Below are 24,639 nucleotides of genomic sequence, written 5' to 3'. Positions count from 1 at the left end.
GGTCGAAGATTTGGGCATAGATGATGTGATGAAAAATAAGGTAATTGACGAGTTATTTGATAAGACCAAGCGTAATCAGATTTGGGTTGCGCCGATGGCCGGGGTAACGGATCGTCCATTTAGAACATTATGTAAACACTTTGGTGCGGGTCATGCAGTCAGTGAGATGATGACCGCAGACAAGACCTTACGCATGAGTAAAAAAAGTCTATATCGGGCTAATTTTGATGGTGAAATTGCGCCAATTTCGGCACAAATCGCTGGTTCCGATCCTGTAGAGCTAGCAGAAGCAGCTCGATATCAGGTGGCCAATGGTGCCCAGATTGTTGATATTAATATGGGGTGTCCGGCAAAAAAAGTCTGTAATAAACTGGCAGGATCAGCATTATTACAGGATGAAGATTTGGTCGCACGTATTCTGGATGCGGTAGTTGAAGCAGTAGATGTACCAGTGACACTTAAAACCAGACTTGGCTTTAAAAATGGTGAAGAAAATATTTTAAGAATTGCCAAACAGGCGGAGCAATCCGGGATTGCAGCCTTGGCATTGCATGGTCGTACCCGTGAAGACATGTATTTAAATACAGCACGTTATGATTTAATCAAGGAAGTCAAAAATTTAATCTCCATTCCATTGATTGCCAATGGTGATATTGATACGCCTGAAAAAGCTCGTTTTGTACTGGATTATACGGGTGCCGATGCGATTATGATTGGTCGCGCTGCACAAGGTCGCCCGTGGATTTTTCGTGAGATTCAGCATTATCTGGCTACAGGGGAATATCTTGCTGCACCAGACATTACAGAAATCAAAGACGTTCTGATTGGACATCTGGCCGAATTGTATCAGTTCTATGGTGAGTATTCCGGCTGTCGAATTGCCCGTAAGCATATTGCCTGGTATACCAAAGGGCTACGCAATAGCAATGAATTTCGCCAGTCCATGTATCAGGTTGAGTCGACATCCGAACAGGCAAAAGTCGTTGCCGCATATTTTGATGCACTACTGGCATTTGGTCAGAATATGGCGGATGTACAAGTCGCCTCAGCATGACAATTAATTGAAGACAATCAGGATGTTTATCAATTCTGACAACTGGTAGATAAGGGTTGTGTCACATTAAATGTGGTAGGTACACCGTTCTCATTATATGTTAAAAAAGGTGGTCGCTTGTTGATCTCCTGACTTAAGATTGCTTCAAAATTTTTATCCCGTTGTTGTTGATGTTCTGCTTCTAGAGAAGTCACTTTACCTGATGTATCTACAACAAGATGGAGCAAGATTTCAATCTGCTGTGGACTCTCATCAGGCGTAGACTTGGCAGTATTTTGCAAGGTACTTTTACACAAACGGGTCAGATAGGCATTAGATTGATATAAATTCCGAGGGAAATACTTTTGTCGCTGTATCCCTTGAGGAAATTTAACATCAAGTTGATAGCTTGTATAAAGTTCACGCTGCTTTGAAGATTTTTGTTCTGTATATTGTTCCGGTAATGAATTCAATGCTGTTGCTTGAGCAATTGCAATCGCACGTTGATTTAATACGGTCAATTCTGGATGTGGGTTTAATAAGGTAACGGCAATGGTTTTTGTCTTGATATCAGGACGAAGTTGCAGATGCCAGATATAATCTGCGGTATTTAAATTGGTGCCCTCAATGATTGTACTTAAGTGATGAGCTTGTTGTTCTGCTGGATTTGCCAAAAGCCATTGACTATTAACAGCAACACAAATAGAGAATATCCACCGTTTCCAGTTAAATTGCTTTAATGCTTGAGCATGGGTCGATTTAAATCGATTGATTTTGATAGCCATAATTTATTGTGTATAAAATTAAAATAAACAAAACCTAATGTCAGAAATGTATCAAAATGCACGAGTTTAAACGTCTAACATGCTAGCCATTCGTGCATTTTGTTCAGAATTTACTGTTTTACAATCAATACAGGAATATGTGATTGTGCCAAAACAGCTTGTGCCACACTGCCGATCATTAACTTTTTGACGCCGGTACGACCATGTGACCCCATTACGATAAGATCCGCGTTCACTTCATCAGCTACATAGAGAATACCTTCTGCGGGCGCACCATGATAGATTTTTGTTTGTACGTCAATACCGTCATTGACAAAGGATTGTTGTAATTCTTCCAGTCGTGATTTTGCCCCGGATTCAGCTTGCATAAAATAGTCAGTAATGGCTGGTGCAATTTTATAAAAATCGACGCCAACAAAGGGATCAACAGCCACAACACTAAGCAAAGTAACTTGACTACCACTTAATTTGGCAAGCGATAATGCATCTTCAGCTGCTGCATAAGAAATGGGAGAATCATCAACCGGTACCAAAATATGCTGATAAGACATATATTTACTCCATATTTATCGTTGTATATCTACTTTTATAAATAGCATATCCGGCCTGTTCGGGCAATTTATATCTTGATAAATTGGGTAAGTGATGCATCAATTGGAAATATTTATCGCCTTGTTGCAGGTAACAGTGCGAAAATACATAGTTTTCTGATAAAATATTGCACTTCATTTTAATTTTATAGTTAACCGAGGCAAAGAATGACGCAAGATAACGCTCAATCGACTTCTGAACAGCAAATTTCTGAAAACGATTTAATCGCACAGCGTCATGCCAAGTTAAAGCAGATTCAGCAACATGCGAAAGAAACTGGCACTAGTCCATGGCCAAATACATTTAAACGTGAAAATTATGCAGCGGATTTGCAACAGCAGTTTCAGGATAAATCCAAAGAAGAGATTGAAGCCGCAGAACATGTATATGTAAAAGTTGCAGGCCGTGTCATGTTGAATCGTGGTTCATTTATCGTGATTCAGGACATGACGGGTCGTATTCAGCTGTATGTACCGCGTAAAGAGCTGGATAAAGATGTACTGGATGTGATCAAGGGTCTGGATTTGGGCGATATTATCGCAATTCAGGGCTATATTGGTCGTTCTGGCAAAGGTGATCTCTATGTGCATATCGAACACTTTGAACTCTTGACTAAATCACTGCGTCCACTGCCAGATAAATTTCATGGTTTAACTGATACAGAAGTCAAATATCGTAAGCGTTATCTTGATCTGATTGTGAATGAGGAAACACGCAAAACATTTGAAATTCGTGCCAAAGTGGTGTCCGGGATTCGGACATATTTAAGCAATGAGCGTTTTATGGAAGTTGAAACCCCAATGATGCATGTTATTCCTGGTGGTGCTTCTGCTCGTCCGTTTGAGACGCATCATAATGCGCTGGATATGCCATTGTTTTTGCGTATTGCACCTGAACTTTATTTAAAACGTCTGGTGGTTGGTGGATTTGAACGCGTATTTGAAATCAACCGTAACTTCCGTAATGAAGGTGTTTCAACCCGTCATAATCCAGAATTTACCATGATTGAATTCTATCAGGCTTATGCAGATTATAAAGATTTGATGAACCTGACCGAGAACATGCTGGAAAAACTTGCACTGGATATTCTGGGAACAACAGATGTACCGTATCAGGGCGAAGTTTATAGTTTTAAAGGTCCATTCAAGAAAATTTCCATGTTTGATGCAATTCTTGAACATAATCCAGAATTTACTGCGGAAAATGTGAATGATCGTGAGTTTCTGGCCAAGTTTGTTAGTGAACAACTCAAGGAACAGGTAAAACCCGGATTTGGTTTAGGTAAGTTACAAACCATCGTATTTGAAGAAACCGTAGAAACCAAATTACGTCAACCGACATTTATTGCCGAATATCCTGCGGAAACTTCACCACTTGCACGTCGTAATGACGAAAATCCACATATTACAGACCGTTTCGAATTCTTTATTGGTGGTCGTGAACTTGCCAATGGATTTAGCGAATTAAATGACCCAATTGATCAGGCAGAGCGTTTTCAGGCACAAGTGGCCGAAAAAGATGCAGGTGATGATGAAGCCATGCACTATGATGCAGACTTTATCGAAGCACTGGAATATGGTTTACCACCAACTGCCGGTGAAGGCATTGGGATTGACCGTTTGGTGATGTTATTTGCAGATGCCCCAAGTATTCGTGATGTGATTTTATTCCCACATATGCGTCGTAAAGACATCTAAAAAATACTGTAAGTTAAAAAAGCAACCTATTACGGTTGCTTTTTTTATGGTATTGCTTTTTATGATTGTACAGATGTATTCGTTTAGAGATTCAGTTATTCAGCAGCTTTCATCTCTTTTTGTAGCTCTTGGGCTGCTTGCTGAATTTGTGGCATGGCACGCTGCGATAAGTTTTGTCCCATTTCTATACTTTGTTGCATGACCACAGGCATCTTCTCAATGGTGGCTTGACCTACCGGGGTTTTATAAAAGTTAATCATGCCATTAATTTCTTCCTGATTAAAACTATTGGCATAAATTCTTATCATGTCTGCTTCGATTTCCGACCATTGCATGGTATTGCCCATAATTTTTGCCACTTTCGCTGCAAAATCTTTTAATGCTTTTTGTTGTTTGTCATTTAAAGGCTTGTCCTGATCCTGTTCTATATTTTTCATGGAGGCAGCAATAATACTTTCCATTTGTGCATTCACCGCATCAATCATTTGTTCAGATTTGGTGATTTTAAGTAATTCACGAACGGATTGTTCACTTGCAGGTTGTGCAAAAGCCATACAGGGAAGGGCAAAAGTAAGAAGCAGTGCATATCGTATTTTATTCATCGTATAGATTTCAGCTATGTTTATCGAAAATACATGCTAAAAATTATCATCCATCATTGTCAAGTCCTAAACTGCGTTGCGGTGTTATTATATAATGACCGCCAAAATGAAAATGTATTAGGGTCATTGTGCAACTTGATAAAATCTTACAATCTCAAGGGATTGGTTCACGTAAACATTGTCAGCAGTTAATTCGTCAAGGTCATGTCCGTATTGATGGACAGGTCATTATGGATGTTAAGGCAAAATTTGAAACCACAGATTTAACTTTTTCGGTATTTGCACAAGATTATTTATATCGTGAACAGGTGTATATTGCCTTAAATAAACCACAAAATTACGAATGTTCACACCGACCACAACAGCATTTGAGTGTTTTTGATTTTTTTCCAGATGAGCTATTGGCCAGAAATATTCAAACTGTAGGGCGGTTGGATCAGGACACTACAGGCTTATTATTATTCACCGATGATGGTCAGTTTTTGCATCAGCTTACGCATCCAAGAAAGCATGTATCCAAATACTATGTCATTGAAACAGAAAATGAAATTACCCAAACACAGATTGAAAAACTTGCGCAGGGTATTAGCCTGAAAAATGAAAAAGGTGTCTTTGCCGCGCATTCAATCACTCAACTTGAGGCTTATAAACTACGTTTTGCCATTGATCAGGGTGTTTATCATCAGGTCAAGCGCATGCTACATGCTGTAGATAATGAGGTGATACATTTACACCGTGATCAAATTGGTCAATTGACGCTTGAGCAACTGGATCTGGCAATGGGCGAATGGTGTTATCTTTTGCCAGAAGACGTCCAGTTGCTAAAACAAGTTGAATCTACGTAATTAAAGAAAGCAGTGATAGGTGTCAAACTCTTCATCTAGGACAAAGCCGAGTTTTTCATACAGTATTTTGGCAGCAATATTATCACCTGAGGTTTGTAAGCTGATTCGCAAAGCCTTTTGCTGTCTTGCATATAAAATTGCTGTGTCGATCAACTGATGTGCTGCCCCTTGTCGGCGATAACTTGGGGTAACATAGGTGTCATCGAGAATATAATATTCGGCACATTCGGCGGTGGAAAAGCCAAGATAAAGTACGATAAAGCCAACAATGACATCATCTTTTAGACTAATAAAGATCACACTTTGTTTGTTTTTGAAGCGTTTATATAAAAATTGTTGTGTTTGTTCTAAATTACTCGAACTGCCATAAAATTGTCGATATTCATCAAACAGCACGGTCAATAAAGGGATATCCGTTTCCGTAGCCTGTCGTACAATCATCAATTCATTCCTTATTCTTGCATTGTTTTATCCGAGCATATACAAAAAGAATTTAATAGGAAAACAACATATTGTGAAAAAATGCAACGAAATAAATAGTTACGATTATTGTTGCTTGGAATTCAGGATTTGATCTAACTCCAGAAATAGATCCTGATGGTTTTCTTCGGGTACATTTTCCCGCTCAGGAATAGGCGTAAATGTTGCCTTATTCTCAATGTTAAAGGGAATAGACTGTGTTAAAACAACCTGACGGAAAAACATACGGATTGCTTGCGCAGGCGTTAGTCCGAGTTGCTTAAATACTGCAAATGCTTGCTTCTTTTCTTCGCTATCTAGGCGAATTTGATAGACTTCTGTCTTAGCCATCGCAATAGACCCCATCAATACTTGACTATGATTATACGTTGTCATTACATTGTGTCGTGATACATATTACTAAAAAAAAATATAAAATTCTAAACTTTTTTAGCATTATTTAGCTTTTTTAGTACTTATGAAATAAATAAGCAATTTTTATACCGCATTATCATAGACAAATAAAAAAGCTGTCTCTTGAGAGACAGCTCTAAAAAGTCAAACGATGCTGTGGTTATTTTTCAATGATGGCAACCACACCTTGTCCACCAGCAGCACAAATTGATACCAGCACTCGGCCAGATCCTTTTTGATTTAACAGTTTTGCTGCGGTTGCAATAATACGACCACCTGTTGCAGCAAATGGATGTCCAGCAGCAAGTGAAGAACCTTTTACATTCAATTTCGTACGATCAATGGCGCCAAGTGGGGCATCAAGACCCAAACGTTCTTTACAGAATGCTGGATCTTCCCATGCTTTTAATGTTGCCAATACCTGTGAGGCAAAAGCTTCATGAATTTCATAATAATCAAAATCCTGAAGTTTAAGTCCAGCACGCTCTAGCATACGGGGTACAGCATAGGCCGGTGCCATGAGCAGACCTTCTTTTTTATTCACAAAATCTACCGCAGCAGTTTCGGAGAAGGTTAAATAAGCCAACACTTCATGTCCATTTGCTTTGGCCCATTCCTCTGATGCAAGCAGGACACAGGAAGCACCATCGGTCAATGGTGTAGAGTTACCAGCAGTCATGGTTGCATGTTCACCCTTACCAAAAACAGGCTTTAACTTTGCCAATTTTTCAGCAGTTGAATCCGGACGTAAGTTATTATCACGATCCAGTCCTAAAAATGGTGTAATCAGATCATCAAAGAAACCTTCTTCATAGGCTTTTGCCATTTTTTGATGGGAAGCCGCAGCCAGCTCATCCTGATCTTCACGACGAATATCCCATTCCAGTGCAGTAATGGCAGCATGATCACCCATAGCAAGTCCGGTACGTGGTTCGCCATTTTTAGGCGCATCCAGTAAATCTTTGACATTGATTTTGGTCAGTGCTTTTAAACGGTCTTTTGCGGTTTTGGCAATATTTAATTCAAGCAATGCTTTACGTAAACCATCACCAAAGGCAATCGGTGCATCAGAAGTAGTGTCCACACCACCTGCGATTCCGACTTCGATTTGTCCAAGCGCAATTTTGTTGGCCACCAGAAAAGCAGCTTGTAAGCCTGTGCCACATGCCTGTTGAATATCATATGCAGGGGTTTCTGGTGCAAGCGCTGTACTTAATACGCATTCCCGTGTCATATTGAAATCACGGCTATGTTTCAATACTGCGCCAGCCACAACTTCACCTAGACGTTGACCTTGCAGGTTGTAGCGTTCAATTAAACCATTCAAAGCCGCCGTCAACATATCCATATTTGATGCAGTAAAATATTTTCCATTTGAACGGGCAAACGGAATACGATTACCACCGATAATGGCGACACGACGAATAGAATTTTGACTCATGGCTTGTTCCTGTTGTTTAGGAGAAGTGGTGGAAGTTGAAGCGTGGCTGCGACGTGTGGTCGCGGCTTTTGTTGCTGCAACTTTGGTAGAACTTTTTTGTGGCGTAGCTGTTTGATCAGATGCTGACGCTGGTTTTGCCGCAACTTTACGACGATTTGGGCTACGACTGGCTATTTTCGCTTCAGACGATTTTTGCACGGCTTTAGATGTGCTGGTTGATGTTTCTGACACCTCTTTGCCGACCGTGTCTGACTGTGCTGAATGTTCTTGAGTGGGTTTGCTCATAAGGCTTTTCCAAGCATTTTAATGTGTCTTATGGGCATAACATTAGCATAAACTGGACATGCTCGTATTGACTGGAATGACACAGAATAAGGCAATCAGGTCAAGTCTTAAGATTTTAGACTCAAGTATCATACAAGAGTAGGGTCTGTTAACATTTCGTCTATGTTTGCGACAGTGGCCGTTTTTAAGGCGATACTAGGCATGAATAGTGAGATTTAGTTATTCTAAATGAACTATTCATAACGACGTAGCGGCAAAAAACGACCCTGTCCCGAAGGGTTGTGGCTAAAATTCCCCCATACGTCGTTACAAAGCTCGACAAGGGAATAGCCATTGCCTTCGCTTTGTGCCTAGTCTGAAGAAATTTTAGCCGACAACGCAATCCATTTATGAAATATTAACAGACCCTTATAAAATTCTTCTATGTCCAGATTGTATGGATTGAATATTTTTCAATGCCTCGGCTGAAAGGTATTGTATCGAAGAGAATTGTTTTGTTTCTGGCTTCAAAAAAAGAGAAATTGTCATGACTGATCAGTATCAAACATTTGCAAAATCACCTATCGGTAAGTTTGTCATTAAAAATTTAGGCTTACCATCTCCAATTGAGCTGAACCGTTTTCAGGCAGGTCAACCCGTAATTCAAGGGGCAGTATTATTCGGTGCTGCGCCAAATAGCCATTTGACTGCGTCCATTAGTCAGGTGCTAAGCAATATTCATGCAGATGTTTATGCCGGTAATCATGCGGGCGACAACAATGAACTTCAACAGGCCGCAGCGTCTGTGGGTTTAAATCTTCGTGCTTTGAATCAGGGTGATAAAGAGTCTAGATTTAAAGCATTGGTGTTCGATGCTTCAGGTATTGAAAATGCCGAGCAATTAAAAGCACTATATGATTTTTTTCATCCAGTTGCTCGTCAGATTCAGACATCAGGTCGGGTCATAGTGATTGGGATTTCACCGGAAACTGCCAAGAGTGTGGCTGCTGCGACTGCACAGCGAGCGCTGGAAGGTTTTGTGAAATCTGTCGGTAAAGAGTTTAAAAAGGGTATTGCCGCAGAGTTGGTCTATGTCGATCAGGATGCACAGGACAATATTGAATCCACTTTACGTTTTCTATTATCTCCACGATCTGCCTATGTGTCTGGTCAGGTGATTCGTGTCTCCAAGGCAAAAACAGTAGAAGTTGATTGGGCACAGCCATTGGCGGGGAAAACTGCTGTGGTGACCGGTGCCAGCCGCGGTATTGGTGAAGCAATCGCACATGTTCTGGCACGAGATGGCGCACATGTGATTTGTCTTGATGTTCCTCAACAACAGGCCGATCTTGAGCGGGTTGCAAATGAGATTGGTGGTTCTGTTCTGACACTGGATATTACAGCAAATGATGCCGGCGAGAAAATCAAGGCTGCCGCTGCGACTCAAGGTGGACTGGATATTATTGTACATAATGCCGGGGTTACACGTGACAAGACGTTAGCAAACATGAAACCAGAATTGTGGGATTTGGTGATTAATATCAATCTTGCAGCCAATGAACGTGTTAATGATTACTTACTAAATAATGCCGGCTTAAATGAAAACGGCCGTATTATTTGTGTATCATCAATCAGTGGTATTGCAGGTAATCTGGGTCAAACCAATTATGCAGTATCCAAAGCAGGTGTGATTGGACTGGTAAAATTCACAGCACCTACACTGAAAAACGGTATTACCATCAATGCAGTTGCACCTGGGTTTATTGAAACACAAATGACTGCTGCGATTCCTTTTGCAATTCGTGAGGCAGGTCGTCGTATGAATTCCATGAGCCAAGGTGGTTTACCTGTTGATGTGGCAGAAACAATTGCATATTTTGCTTCGACTGCCTCTACCGGCTTAAATGGCAATGTGGTACGTGTTTGCGGTCAGAGCCTGCTTGGCGCTTAAAACCAAGGCTAATCAAAATATCAAATTATTCAAGAGGGTGGTGTAATCCCCCTCTTTTTTGATCACAAGAGGTTCAATAAATAAATGAGAACTCGTCATTTTAGTGCATTGCCTAAAGCTTATACAGTCTATCCAAAGGTTATTCAGAGTTTAATCCAGAAACCAAAAAACACTGAAAAAGTTTTGCCACGAGTAGAATATGTGGTGGATCAACTTGAGATTAATGTTCCCCATCTGACCCAATATAATCGAATTTGCCAGTTTAAAAATGATGGTACTGTGCCTGCCATGTATTTGGCTGTATTGGCACAAAGTTTACAAATGCACATGATGACTAGTGAATCTTTTCCTTTTGTATTGCTTGGATTGGTTCATATTCGCAATAAAATCAAACAGTATCGGGTGATTCAGGCCGCTGAAACTATTCAGCTTGCATGTAAATTTGGTGAATTGCAACCGCATGACAAGGGCTTACAGTTTGACTTTATCATTACTGCAAAAATCGGTAATGAAGTAGTATTTGAAGGTTTGACCACTTATCTTTCCAGACAAAAGGTCGATAAAAAAGTTTCTACTGAAAAGACGAAAGGTGGTGATCCTGTTGTGGATTATCAACTTCAGGATACATGGACATTGGCAGAAAATACCGGTCGTCGCTACGCCCTGATTTCCGGTGATTTTAACCTGATTCATATTCATGCATTGACTGCCAAAGCTTTTGGATTTAAACAAGCCATAGCCCATGGTATGTGGAGTAAAGCAAGGGCATTGGCTGCACTGTCACCTTTACCAGCAGCTTATGAAGCAGATGTCGTGTTTAAACTTCCAATCTTTTTACCTTCGCAGGTTGAGTTTTTAACCGCACAAGTTGATACAACAACAGATTTTCTCTTGCGGAATGCGAAAAATCATAAACCTCATCTAAGCGGTGAAGTAAAAACACTTTAAACAGAGAGCATGTTGAGTACGCACCATATATTCAATTTAGCCTGATATAAAAAAGCCAGATTTTTTGATCTGGCTTTTTTGTTGAACTTTAATATTAAAAATCAATAGGTTTGAATGCATTATTTGCAGTGGTTGGATCAAGATTCATATTATCCAGACGAACTTGAAGATTTTTGACATATTGCTCAAAACGCTCAATCCATGAACCTGAACGAAGCACCTGTAATTTAAAATTGTCATCATCAATTTCTGATAAATGATAAATACACGTGCGTTGTCCGAGTTGATCGAGAAAGATTCGGTAAAATGTACTGGATCTGCCAATAATGACCACATGATCGCCATCAAGCCAGACATATTTTCTCACGTCGGTATATTCATTCCAGAGCGATACGCCTAAAGATTCCGGAATACCTTTTTTCTGGTTAATTTCCGATTCGATGTCAAAAAGTTGATCAATCAACTCCTTTATATGCCCCGCAGTTTTGTCAATACTATCATTTGATGTCATTTTCTCGTTCCTTTTTTCCACGTTGTCTTAATTGAGACTTTAATAAAAAACACGTTGTGAATAAATATGATGAAAGTCTAAGGCTGAATTTATAAATCTAAGTTTTTAAATTATAAGGGGAAAAATAAATGAATAAAAGATCATATAGGATTTTTGACTAACTTTTTCAATAATTTTTTAGCGAGAAAGATTTCATCAAAAATCGGGCATTTTCGCAATTGAGTGTTGCTATTTTCACTTTAGAATACAAAGTATGCGATACATTTATCTTTATCAAGGACTAGATCATGCAAGGTTTGAAAATCATCAAAAAGATTACCCAAGGGAAAAAAGACAATTACCGTGGGCAATGTGATGAACAGTTTCAGCCTGTTGCACAAGTTTTAAGTCAGATACAACCTGAAACCACTTTGGGCGGTGCTGCCATTAGTGTTTATTTTCAGGGACAGCAGGTTGCCGAGCTCTATACCGGAGAAGCCAAACCGGAAGAGGCTTGGGATCAGCGACATATGGCCTTGAGCTACTCAACCGGCAAAGCAATATTGGCAACTTTAACGCATATTTTGGCCAGTCAAGATTTGCTTGATTATGATGTGCCGATTGCACACTATTGGCCTGAATTTGCTCAAAATGATAAATCAAAGATTACGTTAAGACATGTACTGAGTCATCAAAGTGGCTTATATGACATTCGACATACCATTTCCAATGCCGCGCAAATGTTGGATTGGCAAGGCATGTTACAGGCATACGAGCAGGCGACACCACGTTTTGCACCTGCAACGGCGACAGCATATCAGGCTTTAAGTTTTGGCTGGCTTGTTGGTGGTACGCTGGAAAAAATCATGCAAAAACCACTGGCAGAATTATTACAAACTTATCTGGTTGAACCTTTGGCACTTGATGGCGCATATTTTGGTGTGCCTGAAGATCAACTTGAGCGTGTAGCAAAACCCTTTAAAAAGATCAAGGAAGGTCAGCCACAAATCCAGAAACCGCGTAAACCTTTAACAGCGGAAGGACGCCGACCTTTGAGTTTTACCGAGCGAGTCATTAGTCTAAGCGGTATCAATCCCTATGATGCTGATGATGCACTGGTGCCGCGAAGTATGGGCAAGTTTGATTTTTATAGTGATGAAGCATTACAAGCGATTATTCCGTCTGCCAACGGGGTATTCACGGCAAATAGTTTGGCGAAGATGTATGCCATGCTCGCGAATAAAGGGCAATGGAATGGACAGCAATTAATTCGCCCAGAAATATTCGAAGAACTTAGTAGCATTCAGACCTATGCTCGAGATAAAGTAATGCCGATACCGATGCATTGGCGTTTGGGTTATCATCGGGTATTTACCTTAGGTAAGCGTGTCCCAACTGCTTTTGGTCATATTGGCTATAATGGTTCTGGCGCATGGTGTGATCCTACACGTAATTTAAGCTTTTCCTATATTCATAATTTTAAATCCGGCAACATTACTGGTGATTATCGTTTGTGGTGGTTAACACAAACAGTCTTACAATGTGCCGATGAAGCATTAAAAGGTCACAAAAGCTGGTTTTAAGTTTAATACTTTTAACCAGGTTACATTTCTATATTGAGAAAAATGATGCGCTCTGATAATAAGTAAGCATCATTTTTTAATTTTATCCGACATTGAAAACGCTCTTTTTATCGACAGTTTGTGCTGCAAATCTGGCCTTTAGTTCAATTGCCTGGTCACATGGCGATATGGACTGGAGTAATATTACTGCGGAGAAAAATCAATATCTAGATATTCCCGATTTGGGCAGTCAGGTGGGTTTAATTAGTCGCCAACAAGAAAAACAAATTGGTGAAAAAGTATTACGTCAAGTGCGTCAGCAATTACCAGAAATTCAGGATGCCTGGCTTGAAGATGAAATAAATCAAATTTTTGCCAGTATTTATAGTCAGACCAATATGGGTAAACCCATTGCATTGGTTGTGGTGCGCGATCAACAAATCAATGCATTTGCCGTACCGGGGGGATTATTTGCAATTAATGCCGGAACCATTACCGCATCACATAATATCGATGAAATTGCCGGTGTGATGGCACATGAAATTGCACATGTCACACAACGTCATTACAGCCGCAGTCAGGAAGCCTTTAAAGGACAGGGACTTTTGGCATTGGCTGGTTTATTGGCTGGTATTGCCGTTGCATCTCAATCTTCTGATGCCGGTGCAGCAGTCATGTTAGGTTCTCAGGCAGCCATGCTGGATCGACAGTTATCTTATAGTCGTAATCAGGAACGTGAAGCGGATCGGGTTGGCATGCAGTATATGGCTATAGCCGGTTATAATCCCGAAAGCATGGCAGATTTTTTTGAGCTAATGCAACGCTCATCAACCCAATTAAGTTATTTGCCGGATTTTTGGTTAACTCATCCACTCACTGCCGAGCGTATGAGTGAAGCACGCTTAAGGGCGCGTCAATATAATGTCAAAATTAACAATAGTCTTGAGAAGCAGCAAAAATTTGAATTGATTCGATGGCGTACTGCGGTATTGGGCGGTTATGCCAATATCAATCAGTTAAAATCACTCGCGCCCCGCAATTCTGCTGCTGGTCTGGCCTTGGCAAGTTATTATATTCAACAATCGCAATATCAAAATGCCAAAGACATATTGGATGCAACTCAACCGACAGCCATTCAAAAAACTTTATATACGTTGACGTTATCGGATTGGTATATGGCACAGGGACAGTATGCGCAGGCCTTACAGACAATATTACCCTTATATCGTATTGCGCCTGAAAATCGGGCAGTCGCATTAAAGCTTGCGGAAATCTATATTCTGAATAAACAGCCAAATGATGCCAATAAGATTCTAACCAGCTTATCCAGTCGTTTTCCGATGGATACTAGTGTATGGCAATTGCTGCAACGGGCAGAAGACCTTCGCGTGGACAGCCCGGTGCGTGCGATTAATGTGTTGCGTTATCGTGCAGAAGTTCAATTTTGGAATGGTCAGGAAGAAGAGGCGATTAAAAGCCTATTACACGCACAGCGATTAAATAAGGATAATGAAGCATTAAAAGCACAAATAGAGGGGCGTTTAAAACAGATGCAGGATGCCAGACAATTAAAAATTTAAACCGTACCATGGAGAATAAATATGATTAGAGGTCAATGTTTATGTGGGGCGGTCAAGTATTCTTATCATGCGCCAATTGTAGAAACCATCATTTGTCATTGTTTGGATTGTCAAAAAGCACAAGGTTCTTTATTTGCGTTTAATAGCCCAATCGACCAACAACAGTTTGTCATTGAACAAGGTCAGTCGGCATTAAAAGAATTTTTCTATACAGAAAATAAGGCACGGGTGTTTTGTCAGCATTGTGGCAGTCCTTTGTATTCCTACCGCAAAGATCTTCCCAATGTTATTCGATTACGATTAGGTACAGTGAGCGAAGGCAATATTCCTGCACCCAAACAGGCTTTTTTTGTGCAACATTGTCCTGACTTTTTATCCATTCAATTATGTCAAGAATAAACAATTAGATGAGTTAGCAAAATTTATGCGATGAATGAGTTTGTAAAGGTGCATCAAGTTTGAGATCGTGATAATATAGGCTGCAATTCGGGTATTGCCCGATTTTTTTATGCGACCGATTTTTCGGTATTGATTTAATTTAGGTTTTACCACATGCCCATTTCAGAGACATGGTTGTTGCCTGATGGTGTAGCAGATGTTCTACCCGAACAAGCTCAGGTAATTGAACGTTTACGTCGTCAAGCATTAGATTTCCTTGCACAGCGTGGTTATCAGCTGGTCTATACGCCATTTATTGAATATTTGGAATCTTTATCTTCTTTAAGCGCACTCAATCACGATTTAGATTTGGTGACCTTTAAGATCATAGATCAGATTTCCGGGCGTTTACTCGGTGTTCGTGCCGATATGACACCGCAAGTTGCCCGTATAGATGCGCATGTTCGCCCGGTTTCAGGCGTTGCCCGTTATTGTTATGCGGGTACGATTTTACATACCAAACCGCAAGGTTTAACCGCTTCTCGTGCACCTTTACAGCTAGGTGCAGAATTATTTGGTCATGATGGTCTGGATGCCGATCTGGAAATGATTGATATCATGCTCGGTGTACTGAATGTTGCTGGTTATCAGGAAGGACTGCATTTAGACCTTGGACATGTCGGTTTATTCCGTAGTTTGGTTGAAGTTGCTGGATTAAATAAAGATCAGGAACTTGCGCTCTCAGAACTTTATCAGCGCAAGGCACTGCCGGAATTAAAAGATTTTACTGCAAGTTTAAATTATGGTTCGGATTTCTACGAATTAGGACGTCTATCCGGTGATCTTGATGCACTGACACAACATTTATCACAAGATATTCTGAATCATGCAAATTTTCATCAGGCATTAACCAGTTTACAAACCGCAATTGAGCAAATTGAATCCCGTTGGCCACAGGTGTGCGTTGGTGTCGATGTGGTTGAGCTGCGTAGTTATCATTATCATACTGGCTTGATGTTTGCTGTGTATGCACCGAATCATGCCATGCCATTGGCACAAGGTGGTCGTTATGATGGCATTGGCGAACATTTTGGTCGTGCCCGTGCAGCAACCGGTTTTAGTTGTGATTTATATCGTCTGGTGGCCAATCAATTTGCGCAGGTTGAGTTGATTGTTGCGCCAAGTGGGCGTGAACAAGATTTACAGGATGCGATTGCGAATTTGCGTCAGCAAGGGCGTCACGTCATACAATTACTGGGACAAGATCAACTGGATTCTGTACCACAGGCAACACATCAGCTTGTGAATAATAATCAGGGCTGGCAAGTTCAAACGATTTAAAGCGGAGGAAGTTGTTTTAAGAATGACTGTTTTGACATGCTCTCTGATGTCAATATGGTAGAGGAAATAGTTTTGGGTTTAATCTTAATGCTGTTTTCATTGAACTTTTTCCTTGGTGAAAAGGCTTAATCGCAACTTCTTTAAATTAAATTTTCTAAAAGATGTAATGAGGCAATTATGGGCAAGAATGTTGTGGTACTCGGTACCCAATGGGGCGACGAAGGTAAAGGTAAAATCGTCGACCTGCTCACAGACCAAGCAGCAGCTGTGGTACGTTATCAAGGTGGCCATAACGCTGGCCATACGCTCGTTGTGGGTGGCAAGAAAACTGTGCTACACCTCATTCCATCAGGTATTTTGCGCGATAATGTATTGTGCTTGATTGGCAATGGTGTGGTACTTTCACCTGAAGCATTGATCAAGGAAATGGATATTCTGGAACAGGAAGGTGTTCCTGTAAAAGACCGTCTGCGTATTTCCCCAAATTGTCCACTGATTTTGCCAAACCATATTGCGCTTGATCAGGCACGTGAGAAAAAGCGTGGTAATGCCAAAATTGGTACAACTGGTCGTGGTATTGGTCCAGCTTATGAAGATAAGGTTGCACGTCGTGCCATCCGTGTTGCGGATCTGGTGCGCGGTGGTGAAGCGCTCAACAAACAAATCGAAGATTTACTGGAATATCATAATTTTCAGTTGACCCAGTATTATGGTGTTGAAGCGATTAAAGCTGAAGATGTTATCGCTTTGTGTGACGAATGGCGTAAAGTCATTACTCCACTCGTGATTGATGTAACCGAGACTTTGCATGATTATCGCAAAGCTGGTAAATCGATCATGTTTGAAGGTGCACAAGGTTCATTACTTGATGTCGATCATGGTACTTATCCATTTGTAACCAGTTCAAATACTACAGCAGGTGGTGTGAGTTCCGGTTCTGGTTTAGGTCCTTTACATTTAGATTATGTCCTTGGCATTACCAAAGCCTATACAACACGTGTGGGTAGTGGTCCATTCCCAACTGAATTGGTATATGATGCTGCAACCGATACAGGTGACGCAATTGGTCGTCATCTGGGTACAGTTGGTCGTGAGTTCGGTGCGTCAACAGGTCGTCAACGTCGCTGTGGCTGGTTTGATGCAGAGATTTTACGTCGTTCAGTCGAAGTAAACTCGTTATCTGGTATCTGTTTGACTAAACTTGATGTGCTTGACGGACTAGAAGAAGTCAAAATCTGTGTTGGTTATGAAAATGCAGATTCTGGCTGTGTGGGTTCATCGGATGCTTTTTCATTTGAACATTTAAAACCAGTATATGAAACATTACCAGGCTGGTCTGAATCTACAGTGGGTTTAACTGATATTCAGCAATTGCCAGAAAATGCACTTGCTTATGTAAAACGTATTGAACAATTAATTGAATGTCCGATTGATATTGTTTCTACAGGTCCAGACCGTGCAGAAACGATTATCTTGCGCCATCCATTTAATGGTTAATGAGTTAAAACATAAATGACTTTTCCCCCTTAGTTGGGGGGAAGTTGTTATTAGGCAATAGGTTTTAAGCGAATTGTCTGTAGGGTATTAAAATAAGTTAGATCACCAGTAATTGATATTCATCCTGTGTGATCTTGATTTTAATCTGCTTATATTTTCGTTTATTTGGATTCATTGAGGAACCGACGACTTCTTCAAAAAACTTACGTTCCTGCATCAATTCAAAATACATTCGATAACCAATCAGGAGTTTTTCTGGTTTTTTTAATTTTTCGATTTCTTTAATTGACTCATTTAACTGATCAAAATATAACATCACATTGAGCTCATAAAAATTCGCTAGTATTATGGTACTAGTCTATGAATCTAAGATGACAATTGTATCAGCTAAGATAAAAAATTGTTATCTTAACTTTTAACCTCAAGTTGATATTCATCCGTCGTAACTTTGATTTTAATTTTTTTGTATTTACGTTTGGTGGGTGTCATTGCCGAATTCATAATTTCATCTGCAAATTTTGGATGATCCATTAACTCTGCATATGCTTTATAACCAATCAGTAGCTTTTCTGGTTTTTTCCCAGATTTTAAGGCTTCATCGATTAAATTGTTTAAGTACTTTACACTAATTTCCATCGGCACACACCTTTAAAAGTCTTTCAGTCATCTTAAGGTCAAATTGTTACACTTAGAAGTCATGAGTCAATATAAGCATTTAGGTGTTTATATTTTGGCAGATATTAAAATCAACCGCAGTTCATTGAGGGTTGATTTTAATATAGATTAATTATTTTCTATCACTATTTTTGTCTAAAAATAGTGCAATACTTAAATCCGTTCCAACAATATACCCGATTCAATATGATGTGTATAAGGAAATTGGTCAAATAGAGCAAAGCGTTTAATCTGGTGTGTTTGGGTTAAGGTCTTGAGATTGTCATGTAGGGTATCGGGATTACAGGAAATATAGATAATCCGCTGGAATTGAGAAATAAGTTTTAAAGTATCATCATCAATTCCGGCACGAGGTGGATCGACAAATACCGTATCAAATTGATATTGTTTTAAATCAATCTGTTGTTCTTTTAAACGACGAAATTCACGTGTACCTTGATAGGCTTCGGTAAATTCCTCCGCAGAAAGCCTAGCGATCTGAATATTGTCAATTTGATTTTGCTGCATATTCCATTCCGCTGCCTGTACCGAGCTTTTGGCAATTTCCGTGGCAAAGACTTTGTTGAAATAACGTGAAAGGGGCAGGGTAAAATTACCAATACCACAATATAGTTCCAGCAAGTCACCAGAAGTTCCTTGTGCAACCTCACATGCCCACGACAGCATTTTTTCACAGACTTTGGCATTGGGTTGGGTAAAACCATTTTCAATTTGTTTATAGATATATTGACGTTCACCCACAGTTAATTTTTCTATCACAAATTCATCCGTGAGCACAATTTTCTGTCCACGGCTGCGACCAATAATTTTAATATTCAGATCTTGCTGTAATTGCAAGGCGTGGTCTTGCCACTTCTGATCCAGTTTCCGATGATAGATCAGGGAAACCAGCATCTCGCCGCTTAAAGTCGCAAGAAAATCAATTTCAAATAAGCGTTTGGCTAATATCGGAATATTTTTGATGGCCTGTAATAATTTTGGCATTAAATCGTTAATGGATTGATCCGCAATAGGAAAATCTTCAATACGTACTACAGTTTTATTTTGATCCTGTGCATTACGTTCAAACATTGCATAAAACATGTCATCTTCGGTATGCCAGATACGAAACTCGGCCCGCATACGAAAATGTTGTTCAGGTGAGGAAAATACTTCTAAAGTGGGAATATTAAACTCAGCAAATTGTGCTTGGATACGCTGTGTTTTATCGTCAAGTTGTTGCTGATAGGTTTGGGTCATTATGTTGCAAAAATTAAAAACAGGGTTGAGCATTTTAACAAAATCTCGTTAAAAAAACAGAAGATAATCTCAATGAAAGTCTTTATGTTATATACTCGATATGTATAGCATCAAGATTAGAATTGCTAAACAAATTTCGGTATCATGCATCTTGGCTTACTAATTGTAAGAAAATGTAAAAATTTGTGTTGACTAAAGTTTTCTCGATAGAAGATAATAATTATCATTAGAATTATCTTAAGGCATCATGGTGAAATTCATGACTTATCAATCTCCACTTGCTATAGCAATTAAAATCTCCCTATTTTCTTTAGCTGCTACACTTAGTCCTGCTATTTTTGCTGAAGAAGATATCAAAATTTTACCAACGATTATTATTGAAACTTATGACGAAGGAAAAATCGCCCAAAAATCAGATTTAGGTGTATTGGGTGAAAAATCACTAATAGATACTCCCTTTTCAATTTTAACTTACACACAAAAAGGAATTAAAGATCAACAGGCTTCAACTGTTGCAGAAGTATTAAAAAATGATCCAAGTATTCGTGCCACTACAAATTCAGGGCATATGATGGAAAATTTAACCATTCGTGGTTTTGATGTTAATCATGATGAAATTGCTTTGAATGGTCAATATGGTATGCAACCTTTTGGTAATACGCCTACTGATTTGTTGGAATCAGTTACTGTTATTAAAGGTCCGAATGCTTTGGTTTCAGGTATGTCGCCAACAGGGGGCGTCGGCGGTAAAGTCATTGCAAATACCAAACGTGCGACAGAAGAGCTGACAGAAGTTTCTGCATCAATTGAAAAAGGTGGATACTATAAATCTGGATTTGATGCAGCAAGACGTTTTGGTGAAGATCAACAATTTGGTATTCGTACTAGTGCTTACTATGGTACAGGTGAGCATGTAGTTGATGGTATGGACGATACAAATGTCAGTGGTATTATTGCTTTGGATTATACAACTGATAAGTTTAAACTTAATTTTGATGCTTTCTCAATTAAACAAGACCGTCAGGGTGGTTCGCCTGCAATGATTTCTTTGGCAGCATATGCCAATAAAACAGTTCCTTCAGCACCTGAAGGAGATACTAATTATTTACCTTATTTATTTGGTCACATTAAAAGTAACTATGTTGGCCTAAATGGTGAATATAAGTTTACCCCAGACTTTAAAGTTTATGCTGGTGTAGGTTATGCAGAGAAATCTCATTCAGGGCAAATGTTCGGAACGCGTGTGAACTATCGAAACGGCATATATTCAATTAATTATTATGATCAGCCTCAATCTGAAATTGCGGTCACTGCGAATACAGGTGTGGAAGGTATTTTTAATACTGGAGCGATTCAGCATACTGTAGGGTTACGTGCTGATTATTTAACACAAAATACCTTTCAATATCAGACTACGGGATCATCTTCGACTTTGATTTTAGATGATTTCTATACTCCAAACACGACTTATGCAAAAACCACTTCTCCACAAACTTATCGATATGACGATAATAAATTTGTAAGTTATGCATTAACTGATCAAATGTCAGTGTTTCAGGACAAATTACAAGTGATTTTAGGTGCCCGTTATCAGGATATGGATATTAAAAATCACTTATCAAATACAACCTATTCTGGTGATCATGTATCACCAAGTGTAGCAGTTGTATTAAAACCTTTTGATGATAATTTTTCTGTTTATAGCAGTTATGTCGAAGGTTTAACTCAAGGAAGTACTGTCGGAAACACTTACGCTAATTATGGTACCGTACTAGATCCATATAAAACCAAACAATATGAGTTGGGAGCGAAATATCAGCAGGGATCATGGTTAAACACACTAGCATTCTATCAAATTGAAAAAGCAGCAAGTCTTGAAGAAGTGCGTAATGGATTAACTTATTTAACACAAAATGGTCAACAGCGTTCTCGTGGTGTGGAATGGATTTTCACAGGTAATTTAACTGATGATTTGAGTGTATTGGGTAGTCTGGCATATATTGATGCTGAATATACCAAACATGCGACACTTGAAGGAAATACAGTATTAGGTATTCCTGATTTTACTGCCGGTTTAACTTTAACTTATGATCTTCCATTTGTTGAAGGGCTAAGTGTTAATACCCATGCTACTTATGTTGCTGAGCAGTATTTGGATCAAACCAATACGATTAAATTACCGGATTATACTGTTGTCGATTTAGGCGCTAAATATGAAACTAAACTTGGCGGTGTAGGCACTATTTTGCGCTTAGGTGTTGATAATGTAGCGAATAAAAAATATTGGGCTGGAGTATTTGGTAATAATTACGCCACTATTGGTGAAGGGCGTACTTATACAGCAGGCGTTACGTTCAACTTCTAAATTTTTTATAAGTTAAAAATAATTAAAAGACAGCTTAGGCTGTCTTTTAATTTATTTCTCTATTCAATTTTTTTCAATGAAATAAAAATAACATGAGTTAGAAATTCTTAACCTAATTTTTCAATTTTAATAGTCACTTATCAATTGTAAAAAAATGTAAAAATAATGGTTGACTGAAAAACAAATTGCGAATGATAATAACTATTATTTAAGTCAATTTGGTTTTTAATGATGAAATTTTCTACACATCAAACAATTTTAAGCACCATGATAAAATGTAGTTTATTAACAGGCTGTGCCGTGATTGGAACAGCCGTTTTTGCCGATGATACGGTTCAACAATTACCCACCATTGAGATTAAGGCTGCACAAGAAGACACGTATACTGTTAAAGAAAGCAAAGCAGCAACCAAGCTGGATTTGAGTTTAAAGGAAACACCGCAATCGGTAACCGTCATTACCCAACAACAAATTGAGGATCAGAATTTAACCAGTACGAGTGCAATTTTGGCACAGACCCCGGGCATTACCAGTATTCAATATGGGCAGGAAGGTGCAGGGTATAGCACCTATTATTCACGAGGTTTTGCAATTACCAATGTACAACGGGATGGTATCCCGACCACTACCGCATCATTTGGTGGTTCAGATATGTTTGGTCTCGAAGATTCGGCAATTTATGATCGCATTGAAATTACCAAAGGTTCAACTGGTTTAACCAGTGGTTCGGGGAATCCAAGTGCCAGTATTAATTACGAACGTAAACGTCCAAGCAAAGATTTAACGGGTTCTATTCATATTCAAGGTGGCAGCTGGGATAATTACCGTAGTCAAATTGATGTTGGTGGTGCTTTAAATGATGAGGGTTCCATCCGTGGTCGTACAGTTGCTGTGTATGAGCAGGGTGGAAATCAGCAGGATCGTTATCATCGTCAAAACGCTGTGTTTTATGGTGCACTGGATTTTGATTTGTCAAAAAATACAGTTTTAACCACGGCTTTAACAGCACAACAGGTTAAACTCGATAATGCAACTGCACATGGTTTTCCTTTTATTACCCATGATGGGCAGAAACAGGTAACTTTTGATCGTAAAGATAATGCTGCTGCGAATTTTACCTATAGTGATACTGAAAAATTAAATGTCTTTGTCGGGTTGGAACATCAATTTAATAACAATTGGTCAGGCGTTGCAAATTATGCTTTTACCAAAGCCTCCAATCAACGTGAGTATGGCGTCGCTGGTTCAGGTGGAATAACTTATGATGTACCTTATAGAGTCAATGCTGGTTTGACTTTGCAGCCAGGTGAAATGGTGGTAACCAGTGGCCGTTTTGAAAGTACGCCGACAGTACATTCTGTGGATGTATATACCTCAGGTAAATTTAATGCTTTTGGACAGGAGCATAGTGTTAGTTTTGGCCTTAATGGTTATCATATTGAGTCTGATGATCCTTCTTTTGGACGTTATTATACGGCTACAGCAATTGAGGGATGGAATGGAAATAGTCCTCGACCAGATATGCAACAAACAGGTCGAACCATTGTCGATGAACAACAGCTGGGTGCATTTGCAGCGGCAAAATTACAATTGTTGGATCCATTGAAATTGATCATAGGTTCTCGTTTCAGTAACTGGGAACGTAAAGCGACCAATAATGAACAAAAACAAAATGGAGTATTTACCCCTTATGCAGGATTAGTTTTTGATATTACTGATCATTTGTCTGCATATACCAGCTATACCACAATTTTTAATCCATCTTCACGTAAAGACAAAAATGAAGATTATCTTGATCCAGAAGAAGGGAATAGTTTTGAACTAGGCTTAAAAGCAGATTTTTATGATGGACGTTTGAATGCCAGTGCAGCATATTTTGATATGAAGCAAGACAATTTTGCAGTACAAGATTTAAGTGCAGATGCTCAGCTTGTTGGATTTCAACCCTATATTGCTATTGATGGTGCAAAAGTCAAAGGCTATGAACTTAGTGTGGCTGGGGAGGTTTTAGCAAACTGGAATATTCAGGCAGGTTATACTCATACTGATGCCAAAGATCAAACAGGGAATATCTTAAACTCGCAACTGCCAGAAGATACCTTTAAGCTCTTTACAACGTATAAATGGGATAAATTTACGTTAGGTGGTGGTGTTAACTGGCAAAGTGAGTTTTACAATGCAGCGGCAACAGGTTTGGCTGCAAAATTAACACGTCAGGATAGCTATTATCTGGTGAATTTAATGGGGCGTTATCAGGTAAATGATGATATTGCGCTAGGTATTAATGTGAATAATTTGCTTGATGAAGAATATAAGCTAAATATTTCAAACTCATGGGGTGCCGGACGTAATATTACCGCATCTCTAAATTATAAGTTTTAACACCATAATTAATACTACTAGGCAGCTTTAGCTGCCTTTTTTGTGCGTGCATTAAGTGGTAGCATTACAGCCTTATCCATCTTTATCCATGATCTTCTCA

The 24,639-nt window shown here is 39.3% G+C and carries 21 protein-coding genes and 1 pseudogene; 12 read left to right on the top strand and 10 right to left on the bottom strand.

The genetic code is table 11. The annotated features are described in order from the left end of the window. Window positions 1-28 precede the first annotated feature (28 nt). Window positions 29-1,054 carry a tRNA dihydrouridine synthase DusB gene (gene dusB, locus CAP51_RS06500; RefSeq protein ID WP_171294746.1) on the top strand — a complete coding sequence of 342 codons (1,026 nt, stop codon included), beginning with the start codon at window positions 29-31 and terminating at the stop codon, window positions 1,052-1,054. 29 nt (window positions 1,055-1,083) lie between these two features. Here the strand turns inward: dusB and CAP51_RS06495 are convergent, their stop codons facing one another. Beyond that, a complete protein-coding gene (locus tag CAP51_RS06495) occupies window positions 1,084-1,818 on the bottom strand; it encodes a hypothetical protein (RefSeq protein ID WP_087619960.1) in 735 nt (244 codons plus the stop codon). A gap of 110 nt (window positions 1,819-1,928) precedes the next feature. Next, the gene (locus CAP51_RS06490) at window positions 1,929-2,369 is read right to left on the bottom strand and encodes a universal stress protein (protein ID WP_087619959.1); all 441 of its coding nucleotides are present in this window, start codon (window positions 2,367-2,369) and stop codon (window positions 1,929-1,931) included. 207 nt (window positions 2,370-2,576) lie between these two features. On the opposite strand from CAP51_RS06490, the gene lysS reads away from it, so the two are divergent. Further along, complete coding sequence (gene lysS / locus CAP51_RS06485) at window positions 2,577-4,106, top strand: lysine--tRNA ligase (RefSeq protein WP_087619958.1); 1,530 nt, start codon at window positions 2,577-2,579, stop codon at window positions 4,104-4,106. Between the two features lie 95 nt (window positions 4,107-4,201). Here lysS and CAP51_RS06480 read toward each other — a convergent pair whose 3' ends face one another. After that, a complete protein-coding gene (locus CAP51_RS06480) occupies window positions 4,202-4,708 on the bottom strand; it encodes a DUF2059 domain-containing protein (RefSeq protein WP_245809092.1) in 507 nt (168 codons plus the stop codon). A gap of 128 nt (window positions 4,709-4,836) precedes the next feature. Here CAP51_RS06480 and CAP51_RS06475 point away from each other — a divergent pair, with 128 nt between their 5' ends. After that, window positions 4,837-5,553: a pseudouridine synthase gene (locus CAP51_RS06475; protein ID WP_087619956.1), complete on the top strand. Its 717-nt coding sequence runs from the start codon at window positions 4,837-4,839 to the stop codon at window positions 5,551-5,553. On the opposite strand, the gene CAP51_RS06470 is transcribed toward CAP51_RS06475, so the two are convergent. The 3 genes and pseudogenes from CAP51_RS06470 to CAP51_RS06460 form a co-directional block, all read right to left on the bottom strand. Next, window positions 5,554-5,994, bottom strand: a complete 441-nt coding sequence (locus CAP51_RS06470) for a GNAT family N-acetyltransferase (protein WP_087619955.1) — start codon at window positions 5,992-5,994, stop codon at window positions 5,554-5,556. Between the two features lie 105 nt (window positions 5,995-6,099). Continuing rightward, on the bottom strand, window positions 6,100-6,363 hold the full coding sequence (locus CAP51_RS06465; protein WP_087619954.1) for a type II toxin-antitoxin system RelB/DinJ family antitoxin: 264 nt from the start codon (window positions 6,361-6,363) through the stop codon (window positions 6,100-6,102). Between the two features lie 223 nt (window positions 6,364-6,586). Next, window positions 6,587-7,987 (bottom strand): annotated as a pseudogene (locus CAP51_RS06460) (acetyl-CoA C-acetyltransferase); the annotation flags it as partial. A gap of 691 nt (window positions 7,988-8,678) precedes the next feature. Between CAP51_RS06460 and CAP51_RS06455 the strand changes: the two are divergent. Both CAP51_RS06455 and CAP51_RS06450 read left to right on the top strand, forming a co-directional pair. Further along, window positions 8,679-10,082, top strand: coding sequence for a 3-oxoacyl-ACP reductase (locus CAP51_RS06455; protein ID WP_087619952.1), 1,404 nt, complete (start codon window positions 8,679-8,681; stop codon window positions 10,080-10,082). Window positions 10,083-10,166: 84 nt separating this feature from the next. Then, complete coding sequence (locus tag CAP51_RS06450) at window positions 10,167-11,030, top strand: MaoC family dehydratase (RefSeq protein WP_087619951.1); 864 nt, start codon at window positions 10,167-10,169, stop codon at window positions 11,028-11,030. 94 nt (window positions 11,031-11,124) lie between these two features. On the opposite strand, the gene CAP51_RS06445 is transcribed toward CAP51_RS06450, so the two are convergent. Then, window positions 11,125-11,541: a hypothetical protein gene (locus tag CAP51_RS06445; protein ID WP_087619950.1), complete on the bottom strand. Its 417-nt coding sequence runs from the start codon at window positions 11,539-11,541 to the stop codon at window positions 11,125-11,127. 302 nt (window positions 11,542-11,843) lie between these two features. On the opposite strand from CAP51_RS06445, the gene CAP51_RS06440 reads away from it, so the two are divergent. The 5 genes from CAP51_RS06440 to CAP51_RS06420 all read left to right on the top strand — a co-directional run bounded on the left by CAP51_RS06440 (window position 11,844) and on the right by CAP51_RS06420 (window position 17,878). Next, entirely contained in the window at window positions 11,844-13,103 is a 1,260-nt protein-coding gene (locus CAP51_RS06440; protein WP_425426773.1) for a serine hydrolase domain-containing protein, read from the top strand. A gap of 167 nt (window positions 13,104-13,270) precedes the next feature. Then, entirely contained in the window at window positions 13,271-14,662 is a 1,392-nt protein-coding gene (locus CAP51_RS06435) for a M48 family metalloprotease (protein WP_087620411.1), read from the top strand. Window positions 14,663-14,683: 21 nt separating this feature from the next. Continuing rightward, entirely contained in the window at window positions 14,684-15,061 is a 378-nt protein-coding gene (locus CAP51_RS06430; RefSeq protein WP_087619948.1) for a GFA family protein, read from the top strand. A gap of 153 nt (window positions 15,062-15,214) precedes the next feature. Beyond that, on the top strand, window positions 15,215-16,381 hold the full coding sequence (locus CAP51_RS06425) for an ATP phosphoribosyltransferase regulatory subunit (RefSeq protein ID WP_087619947.1): 1,167 nt from the start codon (window positions 15,215-15,217) through the stop codon (window positions 16,379-16,381). Window positions 16,382-16,558: 177 nt separating this feature from the next. After that, window positions 16,559-17,878, top strand: coding sequence for an adenylosuccinate synthase (locus CAP51_RS06420; protein ID WP_087619946.1), 1,320 nt, complete (start codon window positions 16,559-16,561; stop codon window positions 17,876-17,878). A gap of 97 nt (window positions 17,879-17,975) precedes the next feature. Here CAP51_RS06420 and CAP51_RS06415 read toward each other — a convergent pair whose 3' ends face one another. From CAP51_RS06415 to trmA, 3 genes are all read right to left on the bottom strand, one after another. Continuing rightward, on the bottom strand, window positions 17,976-18,194 hold the full coding sequence (locus CAP51_RS06415) for a hypothetical protein (protein WP_087619945.1): 219 nt from the start codon (window positions 18,192-18,194) through the stop codon (window positions 17,976-17,978). 92 nt (window positions 18,195-18,286) lie between these two features. Next, window positions 18,287-18,514, bottom strand: coding sequence for a hypothetical protein (locus CAP51_RS06410; RefSeq protein WP_087619944.1), 228 nt, complete (start codon window positions 18,512-18,514; stop codon window positions 18,287-18,289). Between the two features lie 192 nt (window positions 18,515-18,706). Then, window positions 18,707-19,792 carry a tRNA (uridine(54)-C5)-methyltransferase TrmA gene (gene trmA / locus CAP51_RS06405; protein WP_087619943.1) on the bottom strand — a complete coding sequence of 362 codons (1,086 nt, stop codon included), beginning with the start codon at window positions 19,790-19,792 and terminating at the stop codon, window positions 18,707-18,709. A gap of 259 nt (window positions 19,793-20,051) precedes the next feature. Between trmA and CAP51_RS06400 the strand changes: the two genes are divergently transcribed. Beyond that, window positions 20,052-22,157, top strand: coding sequence for a TonB-dependent receptor (locus CAP51_RS06400; protein WP_245809090.1), 2,106 nt, complete (start codon window positions 20,052-20,054; stop codon window positions 22,155-22,157). A 231-nt stretch (window positions 22,158-22,388) separates the two neighbouring features. Continuing rightward, on the top strand, window positions 22,389-24,539 hold the full coding sequence (locus tag CAP51_RS06395; protein ID WP_245809089.1) for a TonB-dependent siderophore receptor: 2,151 nt from the start codon (window positions 22,389-22,391) through the stop codon (window positions 24,537-24,539). Window positions 24,540-24,639 lie beyond the last annotated feature (100 nt).

The sequence above is a fragment of the Acinetobacter populi genome (genome assembly GCF_002174125.1).
Lineage (GTDB): Bacteria > Pseudomonadota > Gammaproteobacteria > Pseudomonadales > Moraxellaceae > Acinetobacter > Acinetobacter populi.
This window is presented reverse-complemented; position numbering and strand designations above follow the sequence as displayed.

Excerpts from the sequence above, each read along its gene's own strand:
- CAP51_RS06430 (WP_087619948.1), top strand. The coding sequence starts at position 14,684 with ATGATTAGAGGTCAATGTTTATGTGGGGCGGTCAAGTATTCTTATCAT.
- CAP51_RS06480 (WP_245809092.1), bottom strand. The coding sequence starts at position 4,708 with ATGAATAAAATACGATATGCACTGCTTCTTACTTTTGCCCTTCCCTGT.
- lysS (WP_087619958.1), top strand. The coding sequence starts at position 2,577 with ATGACGCAAGATAACGCTCAATCGACTTCTGAACAGCAAATTTCTGAA.
- CAP51_RS06470 (WP_087619955.1), bottom strand. The coding sequence starts at position 5,994 with ATGATTGTACGACAGGCTACGGAAACGGATATCCCTTTATTGACCGTG.
- CAP51_RS06445 (WP_087619950.1), bottom strand. The coding sequence starts at position 11,541 with ATGACATCAAATGATAGTATTGACAAAACTGCGGGGCATATAAAGGAG.
- CAP51_RS06420 (WP_087619946.1), top strand. The coding sequence starts at position 16,559 with ATGGGCAAGAATGTTGTGGTACTCGGTACCCAATGGGGCGACGAAGGT.
- CAP51_RS06465 (WP_087619954.1), bottom strand. The coding sequence starts at position 6,363 with ATGGCTAAGACAGAAGTCTATCAAATTCGCCTAGATAGCGAAGAAAAG.
- CAP51_RS06435 (WP_087620411.1), top strand. The coding sequence starts at position 13,271 with ATGGACTGGAGTAATATTACTGCGGAGAAAAATCAATATCTAGATATT.
- CAP51_RS06425 (WP_087619947.1), top strand. The coding sequence starts at position 15,215 with ATGCCCATTTCAGAGACATGGTTGTTGCCTGATGGTGTAGCAGATGTT.
- CAP51_RS06400 (WP_245809090.1), top strand. The coding sequence starts at position 20,052 with ATGACTTATCAATCTCCACTTGCTATAGCAATTAAAATCTCCCTATTT.
- CAP51_RS06415 (WP_087619945.1), bottom strand. The coding sequence starts at position 18,194 with ATGTTATATTTTGATCAGTTAAATGAGTCAATTAAAGAAATCGAAAAA.
- CAP51_RS06410 (WP_087619944.1), bottom strand. The coding sequence starts at position 18,514 with ATGGAAATTAGTGTAAAGTACTTAAACAATTTAATCGATGAAGCCTTA.
- CAP51_RS06495 (WP_087619960.1), bottom strand. The coding sequence starts at position 1,818 with ATGGCTATCAAAATCAATCGATTTAAATCGACCCATGCTCAAGCATTA.
- CAP51_RS06450 (WP_087619951.1), top strand. The coding sequence starts at position 10,167 with ATGAGAACTCGTCATTTTAGTGCATTGCCTAAAGCTTATACAGTCTAT.
- dusB (WP_171294746.1), top strand. The coding sequence starts at position 29 with ATGAAAAATAAGGTAATTGACGAGTTATTTGATAAGACCAAGCGTAAT.
- CAP51_RS06455 (WP_087619952.1), top strand. The coding sequence starts at position 8,679 with ATGACTGATCAGTATCAAACATTTGCAAAATCACCTATCGGTAAGTTT.
- CAP51_RS06490 (WP_087619959.1), bottom strand. The coding sequence starts at position 2,369 with ATGTCTTATCAGCATATTTTGGTACCGGTTGATGATTCTCCCATTTCT.
- CAP51_RS06395 (WP_245809089.1), top strand. The coding sequence starts at position 22,389 with ATGAAATTTTCTACACATCAAACAATTTTAAGCACCATGATAAAATGT.
- trmA (WP_087619943.1), bottom strand. The coding sequence starts at position 19,792 with ATGACCCAAACCTATCAGCAACAACTTGACGATAAAACACAGCGTATC.